We start from the raw sequence: 20,290 nt of genomic DNA, 5'->3' as shown, positions 1-20,290 counted from the left end.
CTGTTCCGAGCACGGGGGCCGATGTGTTCGCAGGCCTCAACGCTTGCCAGGTCCTCGATCAGCTCGTCGCCGGGCAGGGGTTCAACCCGGGCGAGAACAAGAGCCGACGCAATGAATGCAATGCCACGAAGCCTGGGGTGTCGACGTACGGTTTGGCGTTGGATCCTGTGCAGGGGCTCCAGGAGTTCACCGAGACCAACGACGCCGTGGCGAACACGTCGGTCAACGGGCGTGATGCGCTTCAGGCGAACATGCCCTTTGGGCGGCTGCGCGATCGCGATCGAGGTTGGTGCGCATGCTCGGGCGATGGTGCAGGTGGCGCTGGCAACCGGCCCGCGCGATCCGCGGGCTTGCGTGGATGCCCAGGCTTTCGCCGAGAAGCTCGAACCTCTGCTTCCCGAGGGGCAGTGATCGTCGTTCGAGTACTCGCCGGAGTTGTTTGTCTTGCGTCGACCGTGACCGCTTGCGCCACCACAGTGATGGTTCGAAGGCGCCCGCGGTCGATCAGGTGGCGCAGATCTTCGGCGGCGAGGACACCCTGAACACCATGAAGGCCGACGCGAAGCGCATGCTGGCCGACGCGAAGGCGGGCCACTGGGCGGTGGATGAGGAGACAGGGTCACACCTGCGTAGAGCGGTGACGCAGATGCAGGAGCGAATGATCGACCTCAGCTTGCGGATCGGTCGGCTGCAGCAAGCGCCGAAATTCGGCAATGACGAGTACGCGAAGACAGCGGCCGCGCATTTCCTTGCGGCGATGGATTCGGATGAACAGTCTCTCGTCCGGGTCTTCCACGCTGCTCAGGAAATGCTCACCAGTCTCGGTGAGGCGATTGACATCGCCATCAGCAAGTACAATGCGTCGGAGGAAGCGGCGTCGGAGGCTCTCAACGCATTCAAGGAACAGGAAACTCCGTGACCCTCAACGTTCGCATCGTGCGGATCTTGACAGGCGCTGCGTGTCTTGCACTGATCACCGCCGCCTGCACCACCACGGTGGCGGGTGCACCGTCGCCAGCCTCCACATCGAGCGCGGTGAACACTGATGTGTTCGCTGGCCTCAACGCTTGTGACGTCCTCAACCAGCTGGCCGCTGGGCAGGGGTTCAACCCGGGTGAGAACAAGAGCCGGCGCAACGAGTGCGGTGCGACGAAGCCCGGATCGGCAGCGTGGGGCCTGGCCCTGGATCCCGTGCAGGGGCTCAGCGAGTTCGCAGAGGCGAATGCCGAGGTGGTCGATGCGGTGGTCAATGGCCGGAAGGCGCTGCAGGCCGCTGTCCCCACCGGCGGGTGTGCGATCGCGATCGAGGTGACCGAACACGCTCGTGCGATGGTGCAGGTTGCGCTGATCAGTGGTCCGGATGACCCGCAAGCCTGTGTCGACGCTCAAGCGCTCGCTGAGAAGCTTGAGCCTTTGCTTCCGCGGTGAGTCAGTTGAGTCACTGGGCGTGGATGCAGAGACAGGCACGCGCCTGCGTAGGGGGCACGTAGATGAAGGACCAGGAAGCCCAGTGATCCGCAGAATTCGTACCGCCCCGGTCATCATCGGCATGTCATGTCTTGCGGCGGCTTCGATCGGTTGCACCAGCACGGTCGAGGGCACAGCGTCGCCCGCCCCGGACGCCGGACCGGGTTCGAGTGCAGCGTCCGACGTTCTCGCCGGTCTCAACGCTTGCCAGGCTCTGGACCAGCTCAATGCCGGACAGGGATACGAACCGGGCGTGAACAAGACCAGGCGCAACGAGTGCGGTGCGTCCAAGCCGGGAGTTTCGGGGAACAGCCTGGCGCTGGATCCTGCGCAGGGGCTCAGCGAGTTCGCCCCGACGAACAAGGCCGTGGTGGACCTCATGGTCAAGGGACGCGCTGCCATGAAAGCAGACATCCCGACCGGTGGATGCGCGATCGCAGCCGAAGCCGGCGAGCATGCCCGCGCGTTGGTGCTCGTAACCTTGTCGACCGGCCCCCGCGATCCGCAGGCTTGCGTGGACGCTCAGGCTCTCGCCGAGAAGCTTGAGCCGCTCCTTCCCAGTGGGCGGTGATCGTCATGCGAGCGCTCGCCGGAGTTGCCTACCTGATTTTGACCTTGACCGCCTGCACCAGCACGGTTGCGGGCACGCCATCGCCTGTCGTGACATCGAGTCCGGCGAGTACTGATGTGTTCGCCGGTCTCCAAGCCTGTCAGGTCTTGGAGCAGCTGACCGCGGGGGAAGGGTTCGGGCCCGGTGAGAACATCAGCAAGCGTAACGAATGCGATGTCCTCAAGCCCGAGTACGGGTCGTATGGCCTGGCATTGGACCCCGTACAGGGGCTTTCCGAGTTTGCCGCCGCGAATACCGGCGTAGTCGACATCTCGGTCAATGGCCGTGACGCCATGCGTGCCAGCTTCTCCTCGACGGGATGCTCCGTCGCCGTCGAGGTGGCGGAACATGCTCGCGCGATGGTCACGGTGACGATGTCGCGCACCAGTGATGCTGCTCAGGCTTGTCCGGACGCTCAGGCGCTCGCGGAGAAGCTCGAACCGCTCCTTCCCGAGGTTCAGTGAAGCTCGGTCGCTGCAGATGCAGAACCGGGCTTGGACGAGATTCGAGTACTTTCGAGGATCAGGAGATGCGGTTATCGTTATCGTTCGCATCGTCGGGGGCAGTCGTAGGTGCTGCGTCTGTCGCGCTGGTTACGGCGGCTTGCGCCACTACCGTGTCAGGCACGGCGTCGCCGGCTCCTGTTCCAAGCACGGGGGCCGATGTGTTCGCAGGCCTCAACGCTTGCCAGGTTCTCGATCAGCTGGTGGCTGGGGAAGGGTTCGATCCGGGTGAGAACATCAGCCGTCGCAACGAGTGTGATGCGACGAAGCCTGGGGTGTCGACGTATGGGTTGGCGTTGGATCCTGTGCAGGGGCTTCGCGAGTTCGCCGAGACAAGTGAGGGCCTGGTGAACGCCACGGTCAACGGACGTCAAGCCATGCAAGCCGACATTCCCCTGGGTGGGTGCGCGATCGCGATCGAGGTTGGTGCGCATGCTCGGGCGATGGTGCAGGTGGCGCTGGCAACCGGCCCGCGCGATCCGCGGGCTTGCGTGGATGCCCAGGCTTTCGCCGAGAAGCTCGAACCTCTGCTTCCCGAGGGGCAGTGATCGTCGTTCGAGTACTCGCCGGAGTCGCATCGACCGCTTGCGGCGCGCTCCCAAGTTCGGTAACGATGAATACGCCCAGAAAGCAGCGGCGCATTTTCTCGTCGCGATGGATTCGGATGATCAGTCCCTCGTCCGGGTGTTCCTCGCGGCTGAAGACATGCTCGAAAGCCTTCGGGAGGCTATCGAGATCGCGATCAGCAAATATGACGCCTCGGATGAGGCGGCGACCGAGGTTCTCAACACCCTCAAGGATCAGGACCGGTGACCATCAACGTTCGCATCGTCCAGGTCGCCGCAGCGATGGCGGCTTTGACAATGGCTATGACCGCCTGCACTACCACCGTGTCAGGCACGGCGTCGCCAGCTCCTGCCTCGAGCACGGGAAGTGCTGATGTTTTCGCGAACCTCAATGCTTGTCGAGTCCTTGAGCAGCTCACCGCCGGTCAGGGGTTCGGCCCCGGCGAGAACATCAGTCGGCGCAACGAGTGTGATGTTTTGAAGCACGAGTTCGGCACGTACGGGCTTGCGCTGGACCCGGTTCAGGGGCTTCGTGAGTACGCCGAAACCACCGAGGGTGTCGTGGAGACCTCGGTCAATGGACGTGCTGCGCTGCAGGCGCCGATTCCGTTGGGCGGGTGCGCGATCGTGATCGAGGTCGGTGAGCACGCTCGCGCAATGGTGCAGGTGTCGCTGATTTCGGGGCCGCATGACCCGCAGGCCTGCGTCGACGCTCAAGCGCTCGCTGAGAAGCTTGAGCCTTTGCTGCCACGGTGAGCCAGTTACCGCTCCTTCCCGAGGTTCGATAAAATTCGGTGATCATTATCGTTCGCATCGTCCGGGCAGTCGTAGGTGCTGCGTCCGTCGCGCTGGTTACGGCGGCTTGCGCCACTACCGTGTCAGGCACGGCGTCGCCGGCTCCTGTTCCAAGCACGGGGGCCGATGTGTTCGCGGGCCTCAACGCTTGCCAGGTCCTCGATCAGCTCGTCGCCGGGCAGGGGTTCAACCCAGGAGAGAACAAGACCAACGACGCCGTGGCGAACACTTCGGTCAACGGACGTCAAGCCATGAAAGCCGACATTCCCTTGGGTGGGTGTGCGATCGCGGTGGAGGTTGGTGAGCATGCTCGGGCGATGGTGCAGGTGGCGCTGGCAACCGGTCCGCGCGATCCGCAGGCTTGCGTGGATGCCCAGGCTTTCGCCGAGAAGCTCGAACCTCTGCTTCCCCGGTGACTCAGTTCTGCCGCGGCACCAACTCTGACACGAACCGGTCCAGGAAGGCGTCGAAAGACGCGTCACCCCGGTGGTAGATCACGAACTTCGTCAACCCGGCCGCCAGGTGCCCGTCGATCAAGCGGTGCAGTTCCGGCCAGCTTCCCGCGATCACCTCCGAGGGCGGGGTGTCCGGGCGGCGGGCGCGGGCGGCCGCCGCCAGCTCTGGCGTGATGCCGTTCTCACTGAGGATCAGGCTCATCCCGTAGTGGTCGTCCTCGATCTCGCGGCCCGCGGAGGCCGCGGCGGCCTCGATCGTCAACCGGGCGTCGCGGGCGTCCGTGGGGGACAGGAAGCTTCCCAGCCAGCCGTCGGCGAACCGGCCGATCCTCTCCAACGCCGCGGGGGCGCTGCCGCCGAGCCACAAATCCACCCGGGGCGGCACCGGTCCCGGTCGCACGTCGTCCAGTTTCCAGAACTCGCCGGTGAAATCGCCGCCCCCGCTGAGTGCCGAACGCAACAGTCGCAGCGACTCGTCGAACACCGCGGCCCGCGCGCCGGCCGGGACGTCGAACAGGGCCCACTCGGTGCGGCGCGCCGGGCGGAGGCCGAACACCGGCAGCACCCGCTTCGGCGCCAGCGCGGCCAGTGACGCGATCTGCTTCGCCACCAGCACCGGATGGCGGCCCGGCAACACGGCGACCGACGTGCCCGCCTTCAACGACGAAGTCCGCGAAAGCGCGTGCGCCATCCCGATGAACGGGTCGACCGCGTCCGAATACACCTGCTCCGAGAACCACACCGAGTCGACCCCGGCGGCCTCCAGGCGGTCCACGATCCCCGACAGCTCACCCGGCGGCGTCTCCGCCCCGAGCCCGACACCGAACCGGATCTTCATACCCTCCACGGTACGGCTCAAGCAGACCGGACGGCACCGGCCAACGCGGTGGCGTACCGCTCCAGCACCAGCTCCGCCACGCGCGGATCGTCGGCCAACGGCGCGGCCAGTGCCACCGAAGGATCGACCGCGCGCGCCTGCGAAGCGATGCGGTCCGGCAGCAACCCGGGCGCCAGGAACCACGACGCCACGCCGATCCGCCGCGCACCACGGGCGCGCAGTTTCGCCATCGCCGCGGGCACATCCGGCTTCGCGGCGCTCGCGAACGCCGCCACCGCGCGGAAACCGTGCCGCGCCTGCCACGAGCGAGCCAGCGAAGCGACAGCCTCGTTCGCCGCCGCACGCGACGAACCGACCGCGGCCAGTACGACACCCAGCGAAGGATCGTCCACATCGGCGACGGCGGCGAGCCGGTCGAACGCGACGTCCGACAGCGCCGCCCCCAGCACGTCCGCGATCGTCACCCGCAACCCCGGCACCTGCGCCACCAACGCGGGCAGGTCGACGCGAGCGTGGAAGGCGCTCCCCAGCAGCAACGGCACCACCACGGCCGACCGGTGCCCCTCCCGCACCAGATCCCGCAGCACGTCGGTCACCAGCGGCTCGGACAGGTCCAGGAACGACACCCGCACGTCCAGCTCCGGAGCCGCGGCCGAAACCCGGCGCGCCAGCGCCCGCACGGTCGCCGCGGAGCGCGGGTCCCGGCTCCCGTGCGCGACGGCGACGAGCGGGATCACAGCGCCCCGCTCAGCCCGCGAGCCCGCAGCACGGCCCGCTCCAGCGGCCGGAACACCAGCAGCTCGATGCCGACACCGACCAGCAGGATCAGCACGATCGCCGAAATGACGGTCGACATGTCGTTGAGGAACCGGCCGTCGTCGAGATAGGCGCCCAGGCCCTTGCCCAGCAGCGGCGAGGTCGCGATGATCTCGGCGGCCATCAGCGAGCGCCACGAGAACGCCCAGCCCTGCTTGAGACCGGCGAGGTACCCGGGCAGGGCCGCGGGCAGCAGGATGTGCCGCGCCGTGGCCAGCCGCCCGGCGCCCAGCACCTTGCCCACGCGCGGCAGGATCGGCGGGATCTGGTCGATGCCCGACACCAGGCCGTTCGCGATCGACGGCACGCTGCCCAGCAGCAGCACGACGTACATCGCGGTGGGTTCGACGCCGAACCACAACACGGCCGCCGGCACCCACGCCACCGACGGCAGGCTCTGCAGGCCGGACAGGAACGGCCCGATCCCGGCCCGCACCAGCTTCACCTTCGCGACCAGCAGGCCCAGCGGTGTCGCGATCACGATCGCGATGAGGAACCCGAGCACCGCGCGGTGCACCGACGTCCACACGAACCCGAACGCGTCACCGCTGCTCAGCAGGTTCCACAGCTCGGTCCCGACCGCCAGCGGCGCGGGCAGCTGGTATTCCGGCCAGAACGCCGCCGCCCACAGCGCCTGCCACACCGCGACGACCAGCACCAGGAACGCCACGGGCGGCAGCACCGAGCGGGTGAACCGGCGCCAGCCGCTCGGCGGCTTCGCCGTCGTGACCGGGGTGTCGAGCGCGTCGAGGCCGGCTTCGACCGCCGCCGCGTCCGGCTCGGCGGTCGCGTCCTCAAGCTGCGGCATGACTGCTGATCACCTCGCGCAGGCGCCGGTTGATGACGTCGACCGCCTTGACCTCGTCCTGCCCGGTGAGCCCGTCCACCCGCCACTGCTGCACGACCTTGCCCGGCCGCGACGACAGCAGCACGACGCGCTGCCCCAGCCGGACCGCCTCGCGCACGTCGTGCGTCACGAACACCACCGCGGTGCCGGTCGCCTCCCAGATCCGCACCAGTTCGGCCTGCAGCACGTCACGCGTGATGGCGTCCAGCGCGGAGAACGGCTCGTCCATCAGCAGCAGCGCCGGGCGGTCCGCACCGTTTTCGGTGTGGGTGGCCGATGCCAGAGCCCTGGCCAGCGCCACGCGCTGCCGCATACCGCCGGACAGTTCGTGCGGTCGCTTCGCGCCGACACCGGACAGCCGCACCAGTTCGAGCAGCTCGCCGGTGCGGGCCTTGCGCTCGCTCCGTCCCATCCCGGCCAGCTTCAACGGCAGCTCGACGTTCGCCGCCGCGGTCAGCCACGGCATCAGGGCCGCTTCCTGGAACATGACCGCGGGACGTGAGGTCGTCAGCTCGATCTCGCCCGCGCTCGGCCGGTCCAGGTTCGCGATCAGGTTCAGCAGTGTGGTCTTGCCGCACCCCGACGCGCCGAGCAGGCAGACGAACTCACCCGGCGCGACGTCGAGGTCGACCCCGGCGAGCGCGGTCACGGCGTTCTGACCCTGCCCGAAGCTCTTGTGCACCCCGGTCAGGCGCACGGCCTGGCCGGTCGCCTCCACCGTGGGCCCTTCCAGCGTGGCGGTCATGACAGCCTCCTACTTCTTGTCCAGGCCCGCGGCGTCGACGGTGGTCTTGCCCGCCTGGGTGAGCACGGTGTTGAGCAGCGTGAGATCGGCGAACCCGGCGACCTCCGGTGCCGCGTTCTTCACGCCCGCCGTCACCTGGTCCTGCGACAGCTGCGGGAACCGGCCCGCCAGCGGATCGGTGGTCAGCTGGATGCCCTGCCACGCGCGGTCGATCACCGGGCCGGCGAGTGCCTTGCCGGTGAGCTGCTGCAGCTGGTTGTTCACCGCGGTCTTGGCCGTCGCCGGATCGGATTCGGCGAGCGAGTTCGCGTCCAGCAAGCCCTGCAGCAGCGCGGTGACCGTGGCCGGGTGCTCCTTGAGGAACTGGGTGCGCACGACGAGCACGGTGGTCGGGAACTGCCCGCCCGGCCACAGGTCCTTCTCGTCCACCAGGACCTTCGCGCCGGCTTCGAGGACCAGGCGCGACGCCCACGGCTCCGGCAGCCACGCGCCCTGGATCGCGCCGGATTTGAACTGGTCGAGAGTCAGCGCGTTGTCGATGTTCTGCACGTTGACGCCGGTCAGCTTCTCGTCGGAGAGCCACTTCTTGAGCGCGACGTCCTGGGTGTTGGCCAGCTGCGGCGAGGCGACCGTCTTGCCCTGCAGGTCCTGTGGCGTGTTGATCTCCGGCTTCACCACCAGCTGCGCGCCGCCCGAGGTCGCGCCCGCGATCAGCCGCACCGCCTCCCCGTCGGACTGGGAGTACGCGCTGATCGCCGGGCCGGAGCCGATGAACCCGGCGTCCAGCGACCCGCCGAGCAGCGCGTTCACCTCTTCGGGGCCGGCGTTGAACTTGGTCGGCACCAGTGTGGTGTCGCCCAGCCGCTGGGCGAACAGGTTCTGGTCCAGGCCGATCAGCGCGGACGCGTGCGTGACGTTGGGGAAGTAGCCCAGGCGCAGTTCGGCGGCCGGACCCTGGTCGGTCGCGTCGGCGCTGTCGTCCGAGCGGTCCGCCCGCGAACACCCGCTCACGACTGCCAGAACCGACAAAGCTGCGGCTGCCAGAGCCACGACACGAGTTTTCACGGGCGGACCTTTCGGTTGGGGGAGGGAGTTACGGGCCGGGGGAGACCACGTCGGAGTCGCCGCGCAGCACGGGGAGCGGCGCACCGACCATCCCGGCCGCCAGCGTGGTGCCGTCGGCGGGGTCGATCACCAGGAAGGCACCGGTACGCCGGCTGACCTCGTAGTCGTCGACCGGGAGCGGTTCCGCGACGCGGACCCGGGCACGGCCGATCTCGTTCAGCTGCAGCGTCTCCGGGGACTCCACAGTGGACAGCTTCTGCTCGTCGAAGCGGGACACCAGCTGGTCGACGAACGCCTGCACGGTGCGCGCCCCGTGCTTGACCAGCACACGGGCACCCGGGCGCAGCGGCTTCTCCGACAGCCACGCCAGCGTCGCGTCCAGCTCGTCGGTGGCCACCGGGGCCGAGGCACCCGCGGCGATCACGTCGCCGCGCGAGATGTCCAGGTCGTGCGCCAGCACCAGCGTCACCGACCGGCCCGCGGCCGCCTCGGGCAACTCGCCGTCGGCGGTGTCGATGCGCTCGACAGTGGTGCGCAGCCCGGCGGGCAGCACGACCACCTCGTCACCGGGACGCACCGTGCCCGCTGCGACCTGGCCGGCGTAGCCGCGGTAGTCCGGGTGCTCGGGCGTGCGCGGCCGGATCACGTACTGCACCGGGAACCGGAACGGCGCGTCGTGCGGGTCCGGCGCGACCGGCACGTCCTCCAGGTGGCTGAGCAGGGTCGGGCCGGTGTACCACGGGGTCCGCTCGGAGCGGTCCACCACGTTGTCACCCACCAGTGCGGACACCGGGACCGACAGCACCGATCCTTCGGCGTAGCCCAGTGACGTGGCGTGGTCGGTGAACTCCTTCGCGATGACCCGGAAGGTCTCCTCGTCGTAGTCCACCAGGTCGATCTTGTTCACCGCCAGCACCAGGCGTGGCACCCCGAGCAGCGCGAGCACCGCGGCGTGGCGGCGGGTCTGCTCGATCACGCCCTTGCGCGCGTCGACCAGCAGCACGGCCAGCTGCGCGGTGGACGCGCCGGTGACCGTGTTGCGGGTGTACTGCACGTGCCCCGGGGTGTCGGCCAGCACGAACGACCGCTTCGGCGTCGCGAAGTAGCGGTAGGCCACGTCGATCGTGATGCCCTGCTCGCGTTCCGAGCGCAGCCCGTCGACGAGCAGCGACAGGTCCGGAGTGGACAGACCGCGGTCGACGCTGGCGCGGGTGACCGCGTCCAGCTGGTCGGCCAGCACCGACTTGGTGTCGTAGAGCAGCCTGCCGACGAGCGTCGACTTGCCGTCGTCGACGCTCCCGGCGGTGGCGAGCCGCAACAACGAGCTCATCAGAAGTACCCCTCCCGCTTGCGGTCCTCCATGGCGGCCTCGGACAACCGGTCGTCGGCACGGGTGGCGCCGCGCTCGGTGAGCCTGCTCGCCATCACCTCGGCGATCACCTCGTCGACGGTCGAGGCCGTCGACTCGACTGCGCCGGTGCAGGAGCCGTCGCCGACCGTGCGGTAGCGCACCGTCAGCTCCCTGACCTCCTCGCCGTCTCGCGGACCGCCCCACGGTCCCTCGGTCAGCCACATGCCGTCGCGCTTGTAGACCGGGCGCTGGTGGGCGTAGTAGATCGAGGGCAGCTCCACCTTCTCGCGCGCGATGTAGTTCCACACATCGGCTTCGGTCCAGTTGGAGAGCGGGAACACCCGCACATGTTCCCCCGGACGGTGCCTTCCGTTGTAGAGGTTCCACAATTCGGGACGCTGGCGCCGCGGATCCCACTGACCGAACGCGTTGCGCAGGCTGAAGATCCGTTCCTTGGCCCGCGCGCGCTCCTCGTCGCGGCGCCCGCCGCCGAACACGGCGTCGAACTTGTTCTCCTCGATCGCCCCCAGCAGCGGCTGCGTCTGCAGCGGATTGCGGGTGCCGTCGGGACGCTCGGTGAGGCGGCCGTCGTCGATCCAGTCCTGCACGCTGGCCACGATCAGGCGCAGGCCGTACTTCTCCACGACGTGGTCGCGGAATGCGATGACCTCGTCGAAGTTGTGCCCGGTGTCGACGTGCAGCAGCGGGAACGGCACCGGCGCCGGCCAGAACGCCTTGATCGCCAGGTGCAGCAGCAGGGTCGAGTCCTTTCCGCCGGAGAACAGGATCACCGGCCGGTCGAACTCACCCGCCACCTCACGGAAGATGTGGATGGCCTCGGACTCCAGTGCCGCGAGGTTGTCGGTCGCCGCGTCGGCCGCGACTTGTTCCAGCGTCGTCATTCCCTCTCCCTACGCGTGCAGGCCGCACTCGGTCTTGGACTTGCCGGCCCAGCGGCCGCTGCGCGGATCGGCGCCCGGCGCCACCTTCGCGGTGCACGGCGCGCAGCCGATCGACAGGTATCCCTCGCCCACCAGCGGGTTCTGCAGGATGCCGTGGTCGTCGATGTAGGCGTTGAACTCGTCGTCGGTCCACGGCGCGATCGGGTTGATCTTCACCAGGCCGTTGCGGTCGTCCCAGGTGACGATCGGCGTGTTCGCCCGCGTCGGGGCGTCCACCCGGCGCACCCCGGTGACCCATGCGGAGTAGTTCGCCAGCGTTTTCCGCAGCGGCACCACCTTGCGCAGGTTGCAGCACAGCGTCGGGTCCCGGTCGTGCAGCTTGGGGCCGTACTCGGCGTCCTGCTGCGCGACCGTCTGCTCCGCGGCGGCGTTGACGATCCTCACGTCCGGGTACACGGTCGCGACCGCGTCCCGGGTGCCGATCGTCTCGGCGAAGTGGTAGCCGGTCTCCAGGAACAGGATGTCCACATCGGACTTCACCTTCGTGGCGAGGTCGATGAGCACCGCGTCCTGCATGTTGGAGGCGACGATGAAGTCGTCGCCGAAGGTCTCCGCGGTCCAGCGCAGGGCTTCCAGCGCGCTCGCGTCGGCCAGTTCGGCGGACGCCTTCTCCGCCAGTGCCTTCAGTTCCTCGGTGGTCCTCGTCGCGGTGGTCACTTGCTCGCTCCTTCCGGAAAGCGCAGCCCGATGAACTTGACGGTGAACACGCGGCGGCACGCGCCGCACAGCCAAGCCGAGTTCTCCTCGGGGCGGAGATCCTCGTCCCCGCAGTACGGGCAGTGGAACGGGGTCGCCCGTTCGGTCATCGGAGATCGGCCTCGTCCGCGCGGGCCGCCCACTGGGCGAAGCGCTCGCCGTCCTCGCGCTGGGACAGGTAGTTGCGCACGACCCGCTCGACGTAGCCGATCAGCTCGTCGCCGGTGACCTTGTGGCCACGCAGCTTGCGGCCGAACCCGGTGTCCAGTCCGAGCCCGCCGCCCAGGTGTACCTGGAAACCCTCGACCTGGTTGCCGTCGTCGTCGGTCACGATCTGGCCCTTGAGGCCGATGTCGGCGGTCTGGATGCGGGCGCAGGAGTTCGGGCAGCCGTTGATGTGCACGGTGACCGGGTTCTCCACCTGGTCCTGGATGTCGGCCAGCCGCTGCTCCAGCGCGGTCACCAGGTCCCTGGCGCGCTGCTTGGTCTCCACGATCGCGAGCTTGCAGAACTCGATGCCGGTGCAGGCCATCACGCCGCGCCGCCACGGGCTCGGCCGCGTCGGCAGGTCCAGTTCGGCCAGTTCCGCCTGCAGACCGGGCACGTCCTCCTCGGCCACGTCCAGCACGAGCAGCTTCTGCAGCGGGGTCAGCCGCACCCGGTTCGACCCGGCGCGCTCGGCGGCCTTCGCGACCTTGACCAGCGTGGAACCGGACACGCGGCCGCCGACCGGCGCGGCTCCGACGTAGAACCTGCCGTCCTTCTGCCGGTGCACGCCCACGTGGTCGTGCTGCACGGCGGGCACCTCGGGCGCGGGGCCGTCGATCATCTTCCGCTGCAGGTACTCCGATTCGAGAATTTCACGGAACTTTTCTGGACCCCAGTCCTTGACCAGGAACTTGATCCGCGCCCGCGAACGCAGGCGCCGGTAGCCGTAGTCGCGGAACACACCGACCACGCCGGCCCACACCTCGTGCACCTCGTCACGCGGCACCCACGCCCCCAGCCGCCGGCCGAACATCGGGTTGGTCGAGAGGCCACCGCCGACCCACACGTCGAAACCGGGCCCGTGCTCGGGATGGTGCACGCCGACGAAGGCCACGTCGTGGATCTCGTGGGTGACGTCGGGGAGCCCGGACACCGCCGTCTTGAACTTGCGCGGCAGGTTCGCGTACTCCTGCCTGCCCAGGTAGTTCCGCTTGATGTCGTCGACAGCGGGGGTGCCGTCGATGACCTCGTCCTCGGCGATCCCGGCGACCGGCGAGTTGAGGATGACGCGCGGGCTGTCGCCGCACGCGGTCATCGTGGTCAGTCCCGCGGCCTCCAGCTTCTCCCAGATGACCGGCATGTCCTCGATGCGGATCCAGTGGTACTGGATGTTCTGCCGGTCGGTGATGTCGGCGGTGTCCCGCGCGTAGGTCTGCGAGATCTCCCCGATCAGCGCGAGCTGCTCGGTGGTCAGTGCACCGCCGTCGATGCGGACGCGGAGCATGAAGTACTCGTCGTCCAGCTCCTCCGGCTCCAGCGTCGCCGTGCGGCCGCCGTCGATCCCGGGCTTGCGCTGCGTGTAGAGGCCGTACCAGCGGAACCGGCCACGCAAATCGCCGGGGTCGATCGAGTCGAAGCCGCCGTGGGCGTAGATGTTTTCGATGCGCGGCCGAACGTTGAGCGGGTGGTCGTCCTTCTTCGAGCGCTCGTTCGGGTTCAGCGGCTCGCGGTAGCCGAGGGCCCACTGGCCCTCACCACGGCGCTGCCGGGCGCGCGGGGTACGGGCGGCAGAGTTGTCGCGCGTCGGCGAAGCCATCTTGGAGTCCTTCCGGGGGCTCGCGAAGGCGCCGCGCGCACGGATGTGCCCTGGTCAGCCCGTGGTGAAGGGGGAGGCAGTCCGCGGCAGACGGCGCCCGCTGGTCCTAGCTGGTGGCGGTGGGCGGCGTCAGTTCGTCTCGCGGCACAGTGCGCTGGCGACACGCCGGAAGTCGACGTGGCGACGCACCACGAGGAGAACTCCGGCATAAGTCACCTCGTCAGCGTGCCACGCTGCTCATGAAGTGGTCCAGCCCGCTCCAGATCCTGGGATACGCATCACGCCGGAAAAAACTCCGGCAGAATGTCGCCCCGCATCGATCAGGGACACTGGACGCGTGAGTGAGATTTCCGCGCCGGTGGCGTTCACGTTGCCCGGGCACGCGCTGGCCGGGCTGGGGACGCGGCCCTTCGGGGTGTATGTGCACGTGCCGTTCTGCGCGACCCGCTGCGGGTACTGCGACTTCAACACCTACACCGCCGGTGAGCTGGGCACGAGCGCCTCGCCGGAGTCCTGGCTGGAGGGGCTGCGGCGCGAGCTGGACCTGGGCGCGCGGGCGCTCGGCACCGCACCGGCGGCCGAAACGGTGTTCGTCGGGGGCGGCACGCCGTCCCTGCTGGGCGCCGACGGGCTCGCCGACGTGCTCGACGCGGTGCGGAACGCGTTCGGCCTGGCGCCGGGCGCCGAGGTGACCACGGAGTCGAACCCCGAGTCCACCTCGCCGGAGTTCTTCCACGGCCTCCGCGCGGCCGGCTACACCCGGGTGTCGCTGGGCATGCAGTCGGCGGCGTCGCACGTGCTGAAGATCCTGGACCGCACCCACACACCCGGCCGTCCGGTCGCCGCGGCGCGCGAGGCCGGGGCCGCGGGCTTCGAGCACGTGAACCTCGACGTCATCTACGGCACACCGGGGGAGCGGACCGCGGACCTGCGTGCCTCGCTGGAGGCGGTGCTCGACGCCGGCGTCGACCACGTGTCGGCGTATTCGCTGATCGTCGAGGACGGCACGGCACTGGCCCGGCGCGTGCGCAAGGGCGAGCTGCCCGCACCCGACGAGGACGTGCTCGCCACCGACTACGAGCTGATCGACTCGGTGCTGTCCGCGGCCGGGCTGACCTGGTACGAGGTGTCGAACTGGGCGGCCTCGGAGGCGGCCGCGTGCCGGCACAACCTGGGCTACTGGCGCGGTGGCGACTGGTGGGGCGCCGGGCCGGGCGCGCACAGCCACGTCGGCGGCGTGCGGTGGTGGAACGTGAAACATCCCGCGCGCTACGCCTCCGCGCTCGCGTCGGGAGGCTCCGCGGAGGCCGATCGCGAGGTGCTGACCGCCGAGGAACAGGCGTTCGAGCGGATCATGCTGGAGCTGCGGCTGGCCGAGGGCCTGCCGCTGGACGCACTGGATGCCGACGGCGTGCGTGAGGCGGAGCTGGCCGTGGCCGAGGGCCTGCTGGACGCGGCTTCGTTCGCGGAGAAGGGACGCTGCGTGCTGACCTTCCGCGGCAGGCTGCTGGCCGACGGCCTGGTGCGGCGGCTGGCCGCCTGACTGGTTCTTCCGCGAAGCCGGTTGGAGGCGTGATCGCGACGGTGCGCTAGCTTCGCCGTAACACACCTGGTGATGAGGGAGGTCGAGGAATATGGCTGTCAGCGGCTCTCTTCGACATGCCCGTTTTCTGTTCACACCAGGAGTTCTCCTTGTCTCTCATCACTGATCGTCTGCTGTTGCGTCCGTGGACCACGGACGAGGCGGTCGCTGTCCGCGCCGGGGAGCGCCGCCCGGGCTGGGCGCCGGACTTCCCCGCCGAGGGTGACGGCGTCATCGCCGGCCTGCTCGCCGAACGGCCGGACTGGCTGTCCGAGTTCGGTCACCACCTGGTCGTCGAGCGGGCCACCGACCTCGTGGTCGGCTCGATCGGCCTGTTCTGGCCGCCCGAGGACGGCGTCGTGGAGATCGGCTACGGCATCGCGCCCAGCCGCCGCGGTCGTGGCTACGCCACGGAGGCCACGGTGGCGCTGACGGAGTTCGCGCTGAAGTCGCCGGACGTGCGTGAGGTGTCCGCGCAGGTCGAGCGCGCGAATCCGGCTTCGGTCCGGGTCCTCGAAGCGGCGGAGTTCGAGTGCGTCGCCGACGACGGCGACGTGCTGCGCTTCAGCAGTCGGTGACCGTCTCCGCGCAGACCGGTTCGGTCCCGTTGGCCGCGGTCTGCAGGAGCTGGTAGAGAGTTTCGCGTTGGTCGCCGTCCAGGGCGGCCAGTACTTCGTCCTCGACGGTGGCCAGCGCGAACTCGGCCCTGGCCAGCAGCTTGGCCCCTGTTTCGGTCAACTCGACGGTGTGGCGCCTGCGGTCCTGCGGGGAGCGCCGCCGCTCGACCAGCTGGTCGCGCTCCAGGTCGTTGAGCAGCCCGACGACGTTCGTCCCGTCCATGCCCAGTGTCGTCGCCAGCGCCTGCTGGGCGATGCCGCCGCGGTCCCGGATCACCGTCATCGCGAGCAGGTGCCGCGGCCGGATGCCCAGTGGGGTCAGCACGCCCTCCGAGCGCAGCCGCATCTGCCGCGTCAGGTGGTCGAGCAGGGCGCCGACGCGGTGCGGGGGCTGGTTGAGCACGGGCAGGGCGGCCACCTCGTCACTTTACCTCCCGCGAACGACTATCGTCGTGGTATAGATAGTTTGCGTAACGCTAATCAATTATGAAAGGTCAATCATGGCAAACCTCCTGCACATCGACTCGAGCGTCCGTGGCGAGGAGTCCGTCAGCCGCAAGCTGACCACACGCGCGGCGCGGGCCTGGCTGGCGGCACATCCCGGCGGCACCATCAGCTACCGCGACCTCGGCCGGAACCCGTTGCCGCACATCGACGCCGCCAGCGCCCAGGCCGGCATGACGCCACCGGAACAGCGCAGCGAAGCCCAGCGGGCGTCGTGGGCGCTCACCGAGGAACTGGTCGGCGAGATCAAGGCCGCCGACACGGTCCTGCTCGGCCTGCCGCTGTACAACTACGGCGCGCCGAGCACGGTCAAGTCGTGGGTCGACCACCTCATCGCTCCGGGTCTGGCGGTGGACCCGGAGACCAGGCAGGGCCTGCTGGGCGGGCGCGAGTTCGTCGTGATCACCAGCCGTGGCGGCGGATACGGGCCGGGCACCCCGCGCGAGGGCTGGGACCACGCGCAGGCGTGGCTGCCGCACGGCCTGTCGCTGACCGGCCTGGAGCCGCGGTTCATCACGGCCGAGCTGATCCTCGCCCACAGCAACCCCGCGATGGCCGAGCTGATCCCGCTGGCGGAGAAGAGCCTGACCGCCGCCCAGGAGGAGATCGACTCGCTCTGGTCGCCGGTCGCCGCCTGAACTGTGACCCGCATCGCACTTGGGTGGAAAGTGTGATCCGGGTGCAACCGGCACGCCGGGTGCGAGCATCTGCTGGGAGTGCACTTCGACGACTTCGCCCGCGAGCAGCTGCCGGCGCTGGTGCGGTTCGCGGCGGTCCTGACGGGGGATCCCGACCTCGCCCAGGACCTGGTGCAGGAGGCGCTGGTGCGCGCCCACGAACGGTGGGCCAGGGTCGTGCGGACCGAACGGCCGGACCTGTACCTGCGGAAGATGGTCGTCAACGGGCACCTGTCGTGGCGGCGACGGTGGTACCAGCGTGCGGTGCGGTCGGTGGCCGACCCCACGTGGTTCCGCGAACCGCACACCGCCGACCCCGCGGCCCGGATCGCCGAGGGTGATCACCTCAGGGAGCTGCTGTCCGGGCTGAGCCGGTCGCAGCAGGCCGCGATCGTGCTCCGCTTCTATGAGGACCGCGACGACAACGACATCGCCGCGGTCCTCGGCTGTGCGGTGGGCACGGTGCGCAGCCACATCTCCCGCGGCCTGTCCGTGCTGCGGGTCCGCCTTGGTGCCGAGATGGAGGTGGCCTGACCATGTCCGAGATTCCGGAGCTGAGGAAAGCGTTGCGGACCCGGGAGTCGCTGGCTCCCGACCCCGAGGTGGTGCTCGCCGGAGCGCACGGCCGGATCCGGCGCCGCCGCACGAAGCGGCGCGTGGTGGGCGCGGCGGCGGCGGTCGCGGTGACGATCGCGGGCGTGGGCGCGGGCATGAGCCTGTTGCGACCGTCGGAGGACGCGCCGCGAATCGACGCCGCCGCCGGCGACGCCCCGGTGGCGGCCCCGGCGTTGCCGTTCACCGTCGACGGCCTGCCCGAGGGGTACGAGCTCACCGGATGGACGGTTTCCGACACGAACGCGAGCGGGCTCTACGACAGCCCCAGGGGGGACCACGTCGAGATCATCCTGTCGGAGGGAACCTTGCCCGAGGCACCGGCGAAGGTCCCGAACGGGAGGGACGTCGGCGGATACGTCTCGTCCCCGGCGGGAGGCGGTGCGCAGGCGCAGAAGCAGATCGCACCCGGCCGGATCGTGACGGTGCTGGCCAAACTGAACCAGCTGGCGTCGTCGAAGCTCCTGGACATCGCCGGAACGGTCCGCCTCGTGCCGACGCCGGTCCCCTCGACGTTGCGCGCGCTGCGTGCACCGGAGGGCCTGACCGTGCGGCAGTGGACCGGTTCCGACGGGTTCGACTACCTCGTGCTGTGCCCGGACGAGGTTCCGGCGGCGGCGCCGACGGGCGGGGACGGGCGGTGCTACTCGGTCACGGTCGAGGGACGGCCGCCCAGCGCGTACACCACCGCGACGTCGAAGGCGCCCCCGCCGGTGACGATGCCGGTCAAGTCCGTGCGCCGCCTCCTCGATGGCGGTCGGACTCTGACGGTGCGGACGGAAAGCGGGACGCAACCGGTGATGGACGCGATCGCCTCCTCCGCGGTGGCAGGGTGACGCCTCAGCTCCAGATCGTCACGTAGACCGGCGGCCGGAACCGCGACGGCGGCACCCCCGTGCCCGGCGAGCGCATCACCTGCATCGCCGCCGGGGTGGCCAGGAAGTGACGCAGTGAACCGGCCGCGGTGGAGGAACGATTGTGCGGCAACGTGGTCAGGTGCCAGTACTCCGTTCGCGGCGTCGCGGGCGTCGGGACGATCACCAGCTCGTGCCGGCGCAACTGGGGCGCCGCCAGGTGTTCGAACGCCAGCGACACCCCGCTGCCGTTCGCCGCGGCCGACCACGCCGCCGTCTGGTTCGGGAACACGCGGATGGCGGACTCTCCTACCCCCATGCGGCGCAACAGGTGTGCCGTCCCGCTGCCCGGGTCCGCACCGGAGGGATCCACCAGCCACGGCCACTGACCCGGCCTGCCCCGCGGCCGGAACCCGGGCGCCGCAACGGCGACGATGCTGCACCGGAACACCGGCTCGCTCTCCACGTCACCCTCCAGGCGTGGCCCCAGCGCCGCGTCGGCGAGCCGGTTGGTCACCAGCACCGGCATTTCCGCCACCTGCGCCAAACCGGCCGACGCGTCCACCGCCTGACCCGACCGGCGCGCGAACGCTTCCAGCAACGGATCGGCGACGAACTCGGCGATCGTGCTCGTCACGACGACGTGCAGCCGTTCGGCCACACCGTTGGCCTCGCGAACGGCCGCATCCGCGTCCGCCCCCAGCGCCACCATCTGTGAGGCGATCGGCAGCAGCCTGCTTCCGCCGGGTGTCAGAGTCATCCCGTTGGCGGTGCGCACGAGCAGCTTGTCCCCGTGGTGCTGGCGCAGCGCCGCGAGCGCCTGCGACACCGCGGGTTCACTCACCCCGAGCGTCCGCGCCGCGTCCGTCACCGAGCCGAGCCGGGCCACCAGAACGAAGGCACTCAGCTGACCGAGCGTCATTTCCCACCGCTCCGCATCACTCGAACAGCGTACATAAGTGATCCCTTAATCGGCCATTGTCGGTTTCTCCCAACGCGGGCACCCTGTGCCGAAAATCCAGGCCCTGGGAGGGTGCGTGCAGGTACCTGCGCAGTTCCAATACCAAAGGGCGACGAGTGTGCAACACGCGTTGAGCCTTTTGACGAAGTACGGGCCGGACAGCCGGATCGTGGCGGGCGGTCACAGCCTCATCCCGATGATGAAGCTGCGACTGGCCCAGCCACAGGCCCTGATCGACATCAACGACCTGACCGATCTGGCCCGGATCAGCGTCGAGGACGGGACTTTGTGCGTCGGCGCGATGGTCCGGCACGCCGACCTGCTGGCGTCGGCCGTCGCCGGGGAACACTTCCCGATCTTCCACGACGCCGAGAAGGTGGTTGCCGACCCGGTGGTCCGCAATCGCGGCACCGTGGGCGGGTCGCTGTGCCAGGCCGATCCGTCCGAAGACCTGTCCGCCGCGTTCGCCGCGGTGCGGGGGGAGGCGGTGATCGAAGGACCGGGCGGACGCCGCGTCGTTCCGATCCGTGAGTTCTTCACCGGTCCCTATCAGACCGTGGTGGGAGAAAACGAATTGCTCGTGCAATTGCGCGTGCCGATTTCCTCGTCGGCCTCCGCGTACCAGAAAGTGGAGCGCCGCGCGGGTGACTGGGCGGTGGCCGCGGCGGGAGCCGAACTGCGGATCGAAGGCACGCAACTGGTTTCGGTCGGCATCGGCCTGACCGCGCTCGGCGCGCCGAACTTCCACGCCCCGGAGGCTGAGGAGTATCTGCTCGCCGGTCCGGCGGTGGACGAGCGGTTCGCCGAGGCCGGGCGGATCGCGGCGCGGCACTGCAATCCGGTCGCCGACCAGCGCGGCCCGGCCGACTACAAGCGGCACCTCGCCGAAGTCCTCACGGTCCGCGCGCTGCGCCGGGCCCGGACCCGGTGGCACGGCAACAACCACCAGGAAGAGGGCTGACA

Annotated in this window: 27 protein-coding genes; 14 read left to right on the top strand and 13 right to left on the bottom strand. The window is 69.4% G+C overall.

What is annotated here, in order from left to right:
• Window positions 1-463: 463 nt before the first annotated feature.
• From HNR02_RS34475 to HNR02_RS34440, 8 genes are all read left to right on the top strand, one after another.
• Window positions 464-919 carry a hypothetical protein gene (locus HNR02_RS34475; RefSeq protein WP_179777771.1) on the top strand — a complete coding sequence of 152 codons (456 nt, stop codon included), beginning with the start codon at window positions 464-466 and terminating at the stop codon, window positions 917-919.
• A complete protein-coding gene (locus tag HNR02_RS34470; RefSeq protein WP_179777770.1) occupies window positions 916-1,428 on the top strand; it encodes a DUF3558 domain-containing protein in 513 nt (170 codons plus the stop codon). The genes HNR02_RS34475 and HNR02_RS34470 overlap by 4 nt, the downstream gene beginning before the upstream one ends.
• Before the next feature lie 82 nt (window positions 1,429-1,510).
• Window positions 1,511-2,038, top strand: coding sequence for a DUF3558 domain-containing protein (locus tag HNR02_RS34465; protein ID WP_179777769.1), 528 nt, complete (start codon window positions 1,511-1,513; stop codon window positions 2,036-2,038).
• A 5-nt stretch (window positions 2,039-2,043) separates the two neighbouring features.
• Window positions 2,044-2,541 carry a DUF3558 domain-containing protein gene (locus tag HNR02_RS34460; protein ID WP_179777768.1) on the top strand — a complete coding sequence of 166 codons (498 nt, stop codon included), beginning with the start codon at window positions 2,044-2,046 and terminating at the stop codon, window positions 2,539-2,541.
• Between the two features lie 200 nt (window positions 2,542-2,741).
• Window positions 2,742-3,128 (top strand): DUF3558 domain-containing protein, encoded by a 387-nt coding sequence (locus tag HNR02_RS34455; protein ID WP_179777767.1) that lies wholly within the window; start codon window positions 2,742-2,744, stop codon window positions 3,126-3,128.
• Window positions 3,129-3,165: 37 nt separating this feature from the next.
• A complete protein-coding gene (locus HNR02_RS34450) occupies window positions 3,166-3,393 on the top strand; it encodes a hypothetical protein (RefSeq protein ID WP_246339351.1) in 228 nt (75 codons plus the stop codon).
• Window positions 3,390-3,902, top strand: a complete 513-nt coding sequence (locus HNR02_RS34445; RefSeq protein ID WP_179777766.1) for a DUF3558 domain-containing protein — start codon at window positions 3,390-3,392, stop codon at window positions 3,900-3,902. Before HNR02_RS34450 ends, HNR02_RS34445 begins: the two co-directional genes overlap by 4 nt.
• A 38-nt stretch (window positions 3,903-3,940) precedes the next feature.
• A complete protein-coding gene (locus HNR02_RS34440; protein WP_179777765.1) occupies window positions 3,941-4,357 on the top strand; it encodes a DUF3558 domain-containing protein in 417 nt (138 codons plus the stop codon).
• A gap of 1 nt (window position 4,358) precedes the next feature.
• On the opposite strand, the gene HNR02_RS34435 is transcribed toward HNR02_RS34440, so the two are convergent.
• From HNR02_RS34435 to HNR02_RS36925, 11 genes are all read right to left on the bottom strand, one after another.
• Complete coding sequence (locus tag HNR02_RS34435; protein ID WP_179777764.1) at window positions 4,359-5,234, bottom strand: TIGR03854 family LLM class F420-dependent oxidoreductase; 876 nt, start codon at window positions 5,232-5,234, stop codon at window positions 4,359-4,361.
• A 17-nt stretch (window positions 5,235-5,251) separates the two neighbouring features.
• A complete protein-coding gene (locus HNR02_RS34430; protein WP_179777763.1) occupies window positions 5,252-5,971 on the bottom strand; it encodes a sirohydrochlorin chelatase in 720 nt (239 codons plus the stop codon).
• Window positions 5,968-6,858, bottom strand: a complete 891-nt coding sequence (locus HNR02_RS34425; RefSeq protein ID WP_179777762.1) for an ABC transporter permease — start codon at window positions 6,856-6,858, stop codon at window positions 5,968-5,970. Before HNR02_RS34425 ends, HNR02_RS34430 begins: the two co-directional genes overlap by 4 nt.
• Complete coding sequence (locus HNR02_RS34420; protein WP_179777761.1) at window positions 6,845-7,642, bottom strand: ABC transporter ATP-binding protein; 798 nt, start codon at window positions 7,640-7,642, stop codon at window positions 6,845-6,847. The genes HNR02_RS34425 and HNR02_RS34420 overlap by 14 nt, the downstream gene beginning before the upstream one ends.
• Before the next feature lie 9 nt (window positions 7,643-7,651).
• Window positions 7,652-8,692, bottom strand: a complete 1,041-nt coding sequence (locus HNR02_RS34415; protein ID WP_312861284.1) for an ABC transporter substrate-binding protein — start codon at window positions 8,690-8,692, stop codon at window positions 7,652-7,654.
• A gap of 43 nt (window positions 8,693-8,735) precedes the next feature.
• The gene (locus HNR02_RS34410) at window positions 8,736-10,037 is read right to left on the bottom strand and encodes a sulfate adenylyltransferase subunit 1 (protein WP_179777759.1); all 1,302 of its coding nucleotides are present in this window, start codon (window positions 10,035-10,037) and stop codon (window positions 8,736-8,738) included.
• On the bottom strand, window positions 10,037-10,960 hold the full coding sequence (gene cysD / locus HNR02_RS34405) for a sulfate adenylyltransferase subunit CysD (RefSeq protein ID WP_179777758.1): 924 nt from the start codon (window positions 10,958-10,960) through the stop codon (window positions 10,037-10,039). Before cysD ends, HNR02_RS34410 begins: the two co-directional genes overlap by 1 nt.
• A 9-nt stretch (window positions 10,961-10,969) precedes the next feature.
• Entirely contained in the window at window positions 10,970-11,677 is a 708-nt protein-coding gene (locus HNR02_RS34400; RefSeq protein WP_179777757.1) for a phosphoadenylyl-sulfate reductase, read from the bottom strand.
• Window positions 11,674-11,826 (bottom strand): Insertion element protein, encoded by a 153-nt coding sequence (locus tag HNR02_RS34395; protein WP_179777756.1) that lies wholly within the window; start codon window positions 11,824-11,826, stop codon window positions 11,674-11,676. The genes HNR02_RS34400 and HNR02_RS34395 overlap by 4 nt, the downstream gene beginning before the upstream one ends.
• Complete coding sequence (locus tag HNR02_RS34390) at window positions 11,823-13,520, bottom strand: nitrite/sulfite reductase (RefSeq protein WP_179777755.1); 1,698 nt, start codon at window positions 13,518-13,520, stop codon at window positions 11,823-11,825. Before HNR02_RS34390 ends, HNR02_RS34395 begins: the two co-directional genes overlap by 4 nt.
• Before the next feature lie 129 nt (window positions 13,521-13,649).
• Window positions 13,650-13,736, bottom strand: coding sequence for a putative leader peptide (locus HNR02_RS36925; RefSeq protein ID WP_369794296.1), 87 nt, complete (start codon window positions 13,734-13,736; stop codon window positions 13,650-13,652).
• A gap of 142 nt (window positions 13,737-13,878) precedes the next feature.
• On the opposite strand from HNR02_RS36925, the gene hemW reads away from it, so the two are divergent.
• A complete protein-coding gene (gene hemW, locus HNR02_RS34385; protein ID WP_179778019.1) occupies window positions 13,879-15,063 on the top strand; it encodes a radical SAM family heme chaperone HemW in 1,185 nt (394 codons plus the stop codon).
• Window positions 15,064-15,212: 149 nt separating this feature from the next.
• On the top strand, window positions 15,213-15,680 hold the full coding sequence (locus tag HNR02_RS34380) for a GNAT family N-acetyltransferase (RefSeq protein WP_246339350.1): 468 nt from the start codon (window positions 15,213-15,215) through the stop codon (window positions 15,678-15,680).
• Here HNR02_RS34380 and HNR02_RS34375 read toward each other — a convergent pair.
• A complete protein-coding gene (locus HNR02_RS34375; RefSeq protein ID WP_179777753.1) occupies window positions 15,667-16,137 on the bottom strand; it encodes a MarR family winged helix-turn-helix transcriptional regulator in 471 nt (156 codons plus the stop codon). The two genes, HNR02_RS34380 and HNR02_RS34375, sit on opposite strands and share 14 nt — an antisense overlap.
• Window positions 16,138-16,219: 82 nt before the next feature.
• Here HNR02_RS34375 and HNR02_RS34370 point away from each other — a divergent pair, with 82 nt between their 5' ends.
• The 3 genes from HNR02_RS34370 (at window position 16,220) to HNR02_RS34360 (ending at window position 18,348) form a co-directional block, all read left to right on the top strand.
• Complete coding sequence (locus HNR02_RS34370) at window positions 16,220-16,861, top strand: FMN-dependent NADH-azoreductase (protein WP_179777752.1); 642 nt, start codon at window positions 16,220-16,222, stop codon at window positions 16,859-16,861.
• Window positions 16,862-16,939: 78 nt separating this feature from the next.
• The gene (locus tag HNR02_RS34365) at window positions 16,940-17,434 is read left to right on the top strand and encodes a SigE family RNA polymerase sigma factor (RefSeq protein ID WP_179777751.1); all 495 of its coding nucleotides are present in this window, start codon (window positions 16,940-16,942) and stop codon (window positions 17,432-17,434) included.
• Window positions 17,435-17,436: 2 nt separating this feature from the next.
• Window positions 17,437-18,348 (top strand): hypothetical protein, encoded by a 912-nt coding sequence (locus HNR02_RS34360; RefSeq protein ID WP_179777750.1) that lies wholly within the window; start codon window positions 17,437-17,439, stop codon window positions 18,346-18,348.
• 4 nt (window positions 18,349-18,352) lie between these two features.
• Here the strand turns inward: HNR02_RS34360 and HNR02_RS34355 are convergent, their stop codons facing one another.
• The gene (locus tag HNR02_RS34355) at window positions 18,353-19,288 is read right to left on the bottom strand and encodes a LysR family transcriptional regulator (RefSeq protein ID WP_179777749.1); all 936 of its coding nucleotides are present in this window, start codon (window positions 19,286-19,288) and stop codon (window positions 18,353-18,355) included.
• 115 nt (window positions 19,289-19,403) lie between these two features.
• On the opposite strand from HNR02_RS34355, the gene HNR02_RS34350 reads away from it, so the two are divergent.
• Window positions 19,404-20,288: an FAD binding domain-containing protein gene (locus tag HNR02_RS34350; protein ID WP_179777748.1), complete on the top strand. Its 885-nt coding sequence runs from the start codon at window positions 19,404-19,406 to the stop codon at window positions 20,286-20,288.
• Window positions 20,289-20,290 lie beyond the last annotated feature (2 nt).

The sequence above is a fragment of the Amycolatopsis endophytica genome, from assembly GCF_013410405.1.
Classification (GTDB): Bacteria; Actinomycetota; Actinomycetes; order Mycobacteriales; family Pseudonocardiaceae; genus Amycolatopsis_E; species Amycolatopsis_E endophytica.
This window is presented reverse-complemented; position numbering and strand designations above follow the sequence as displayed.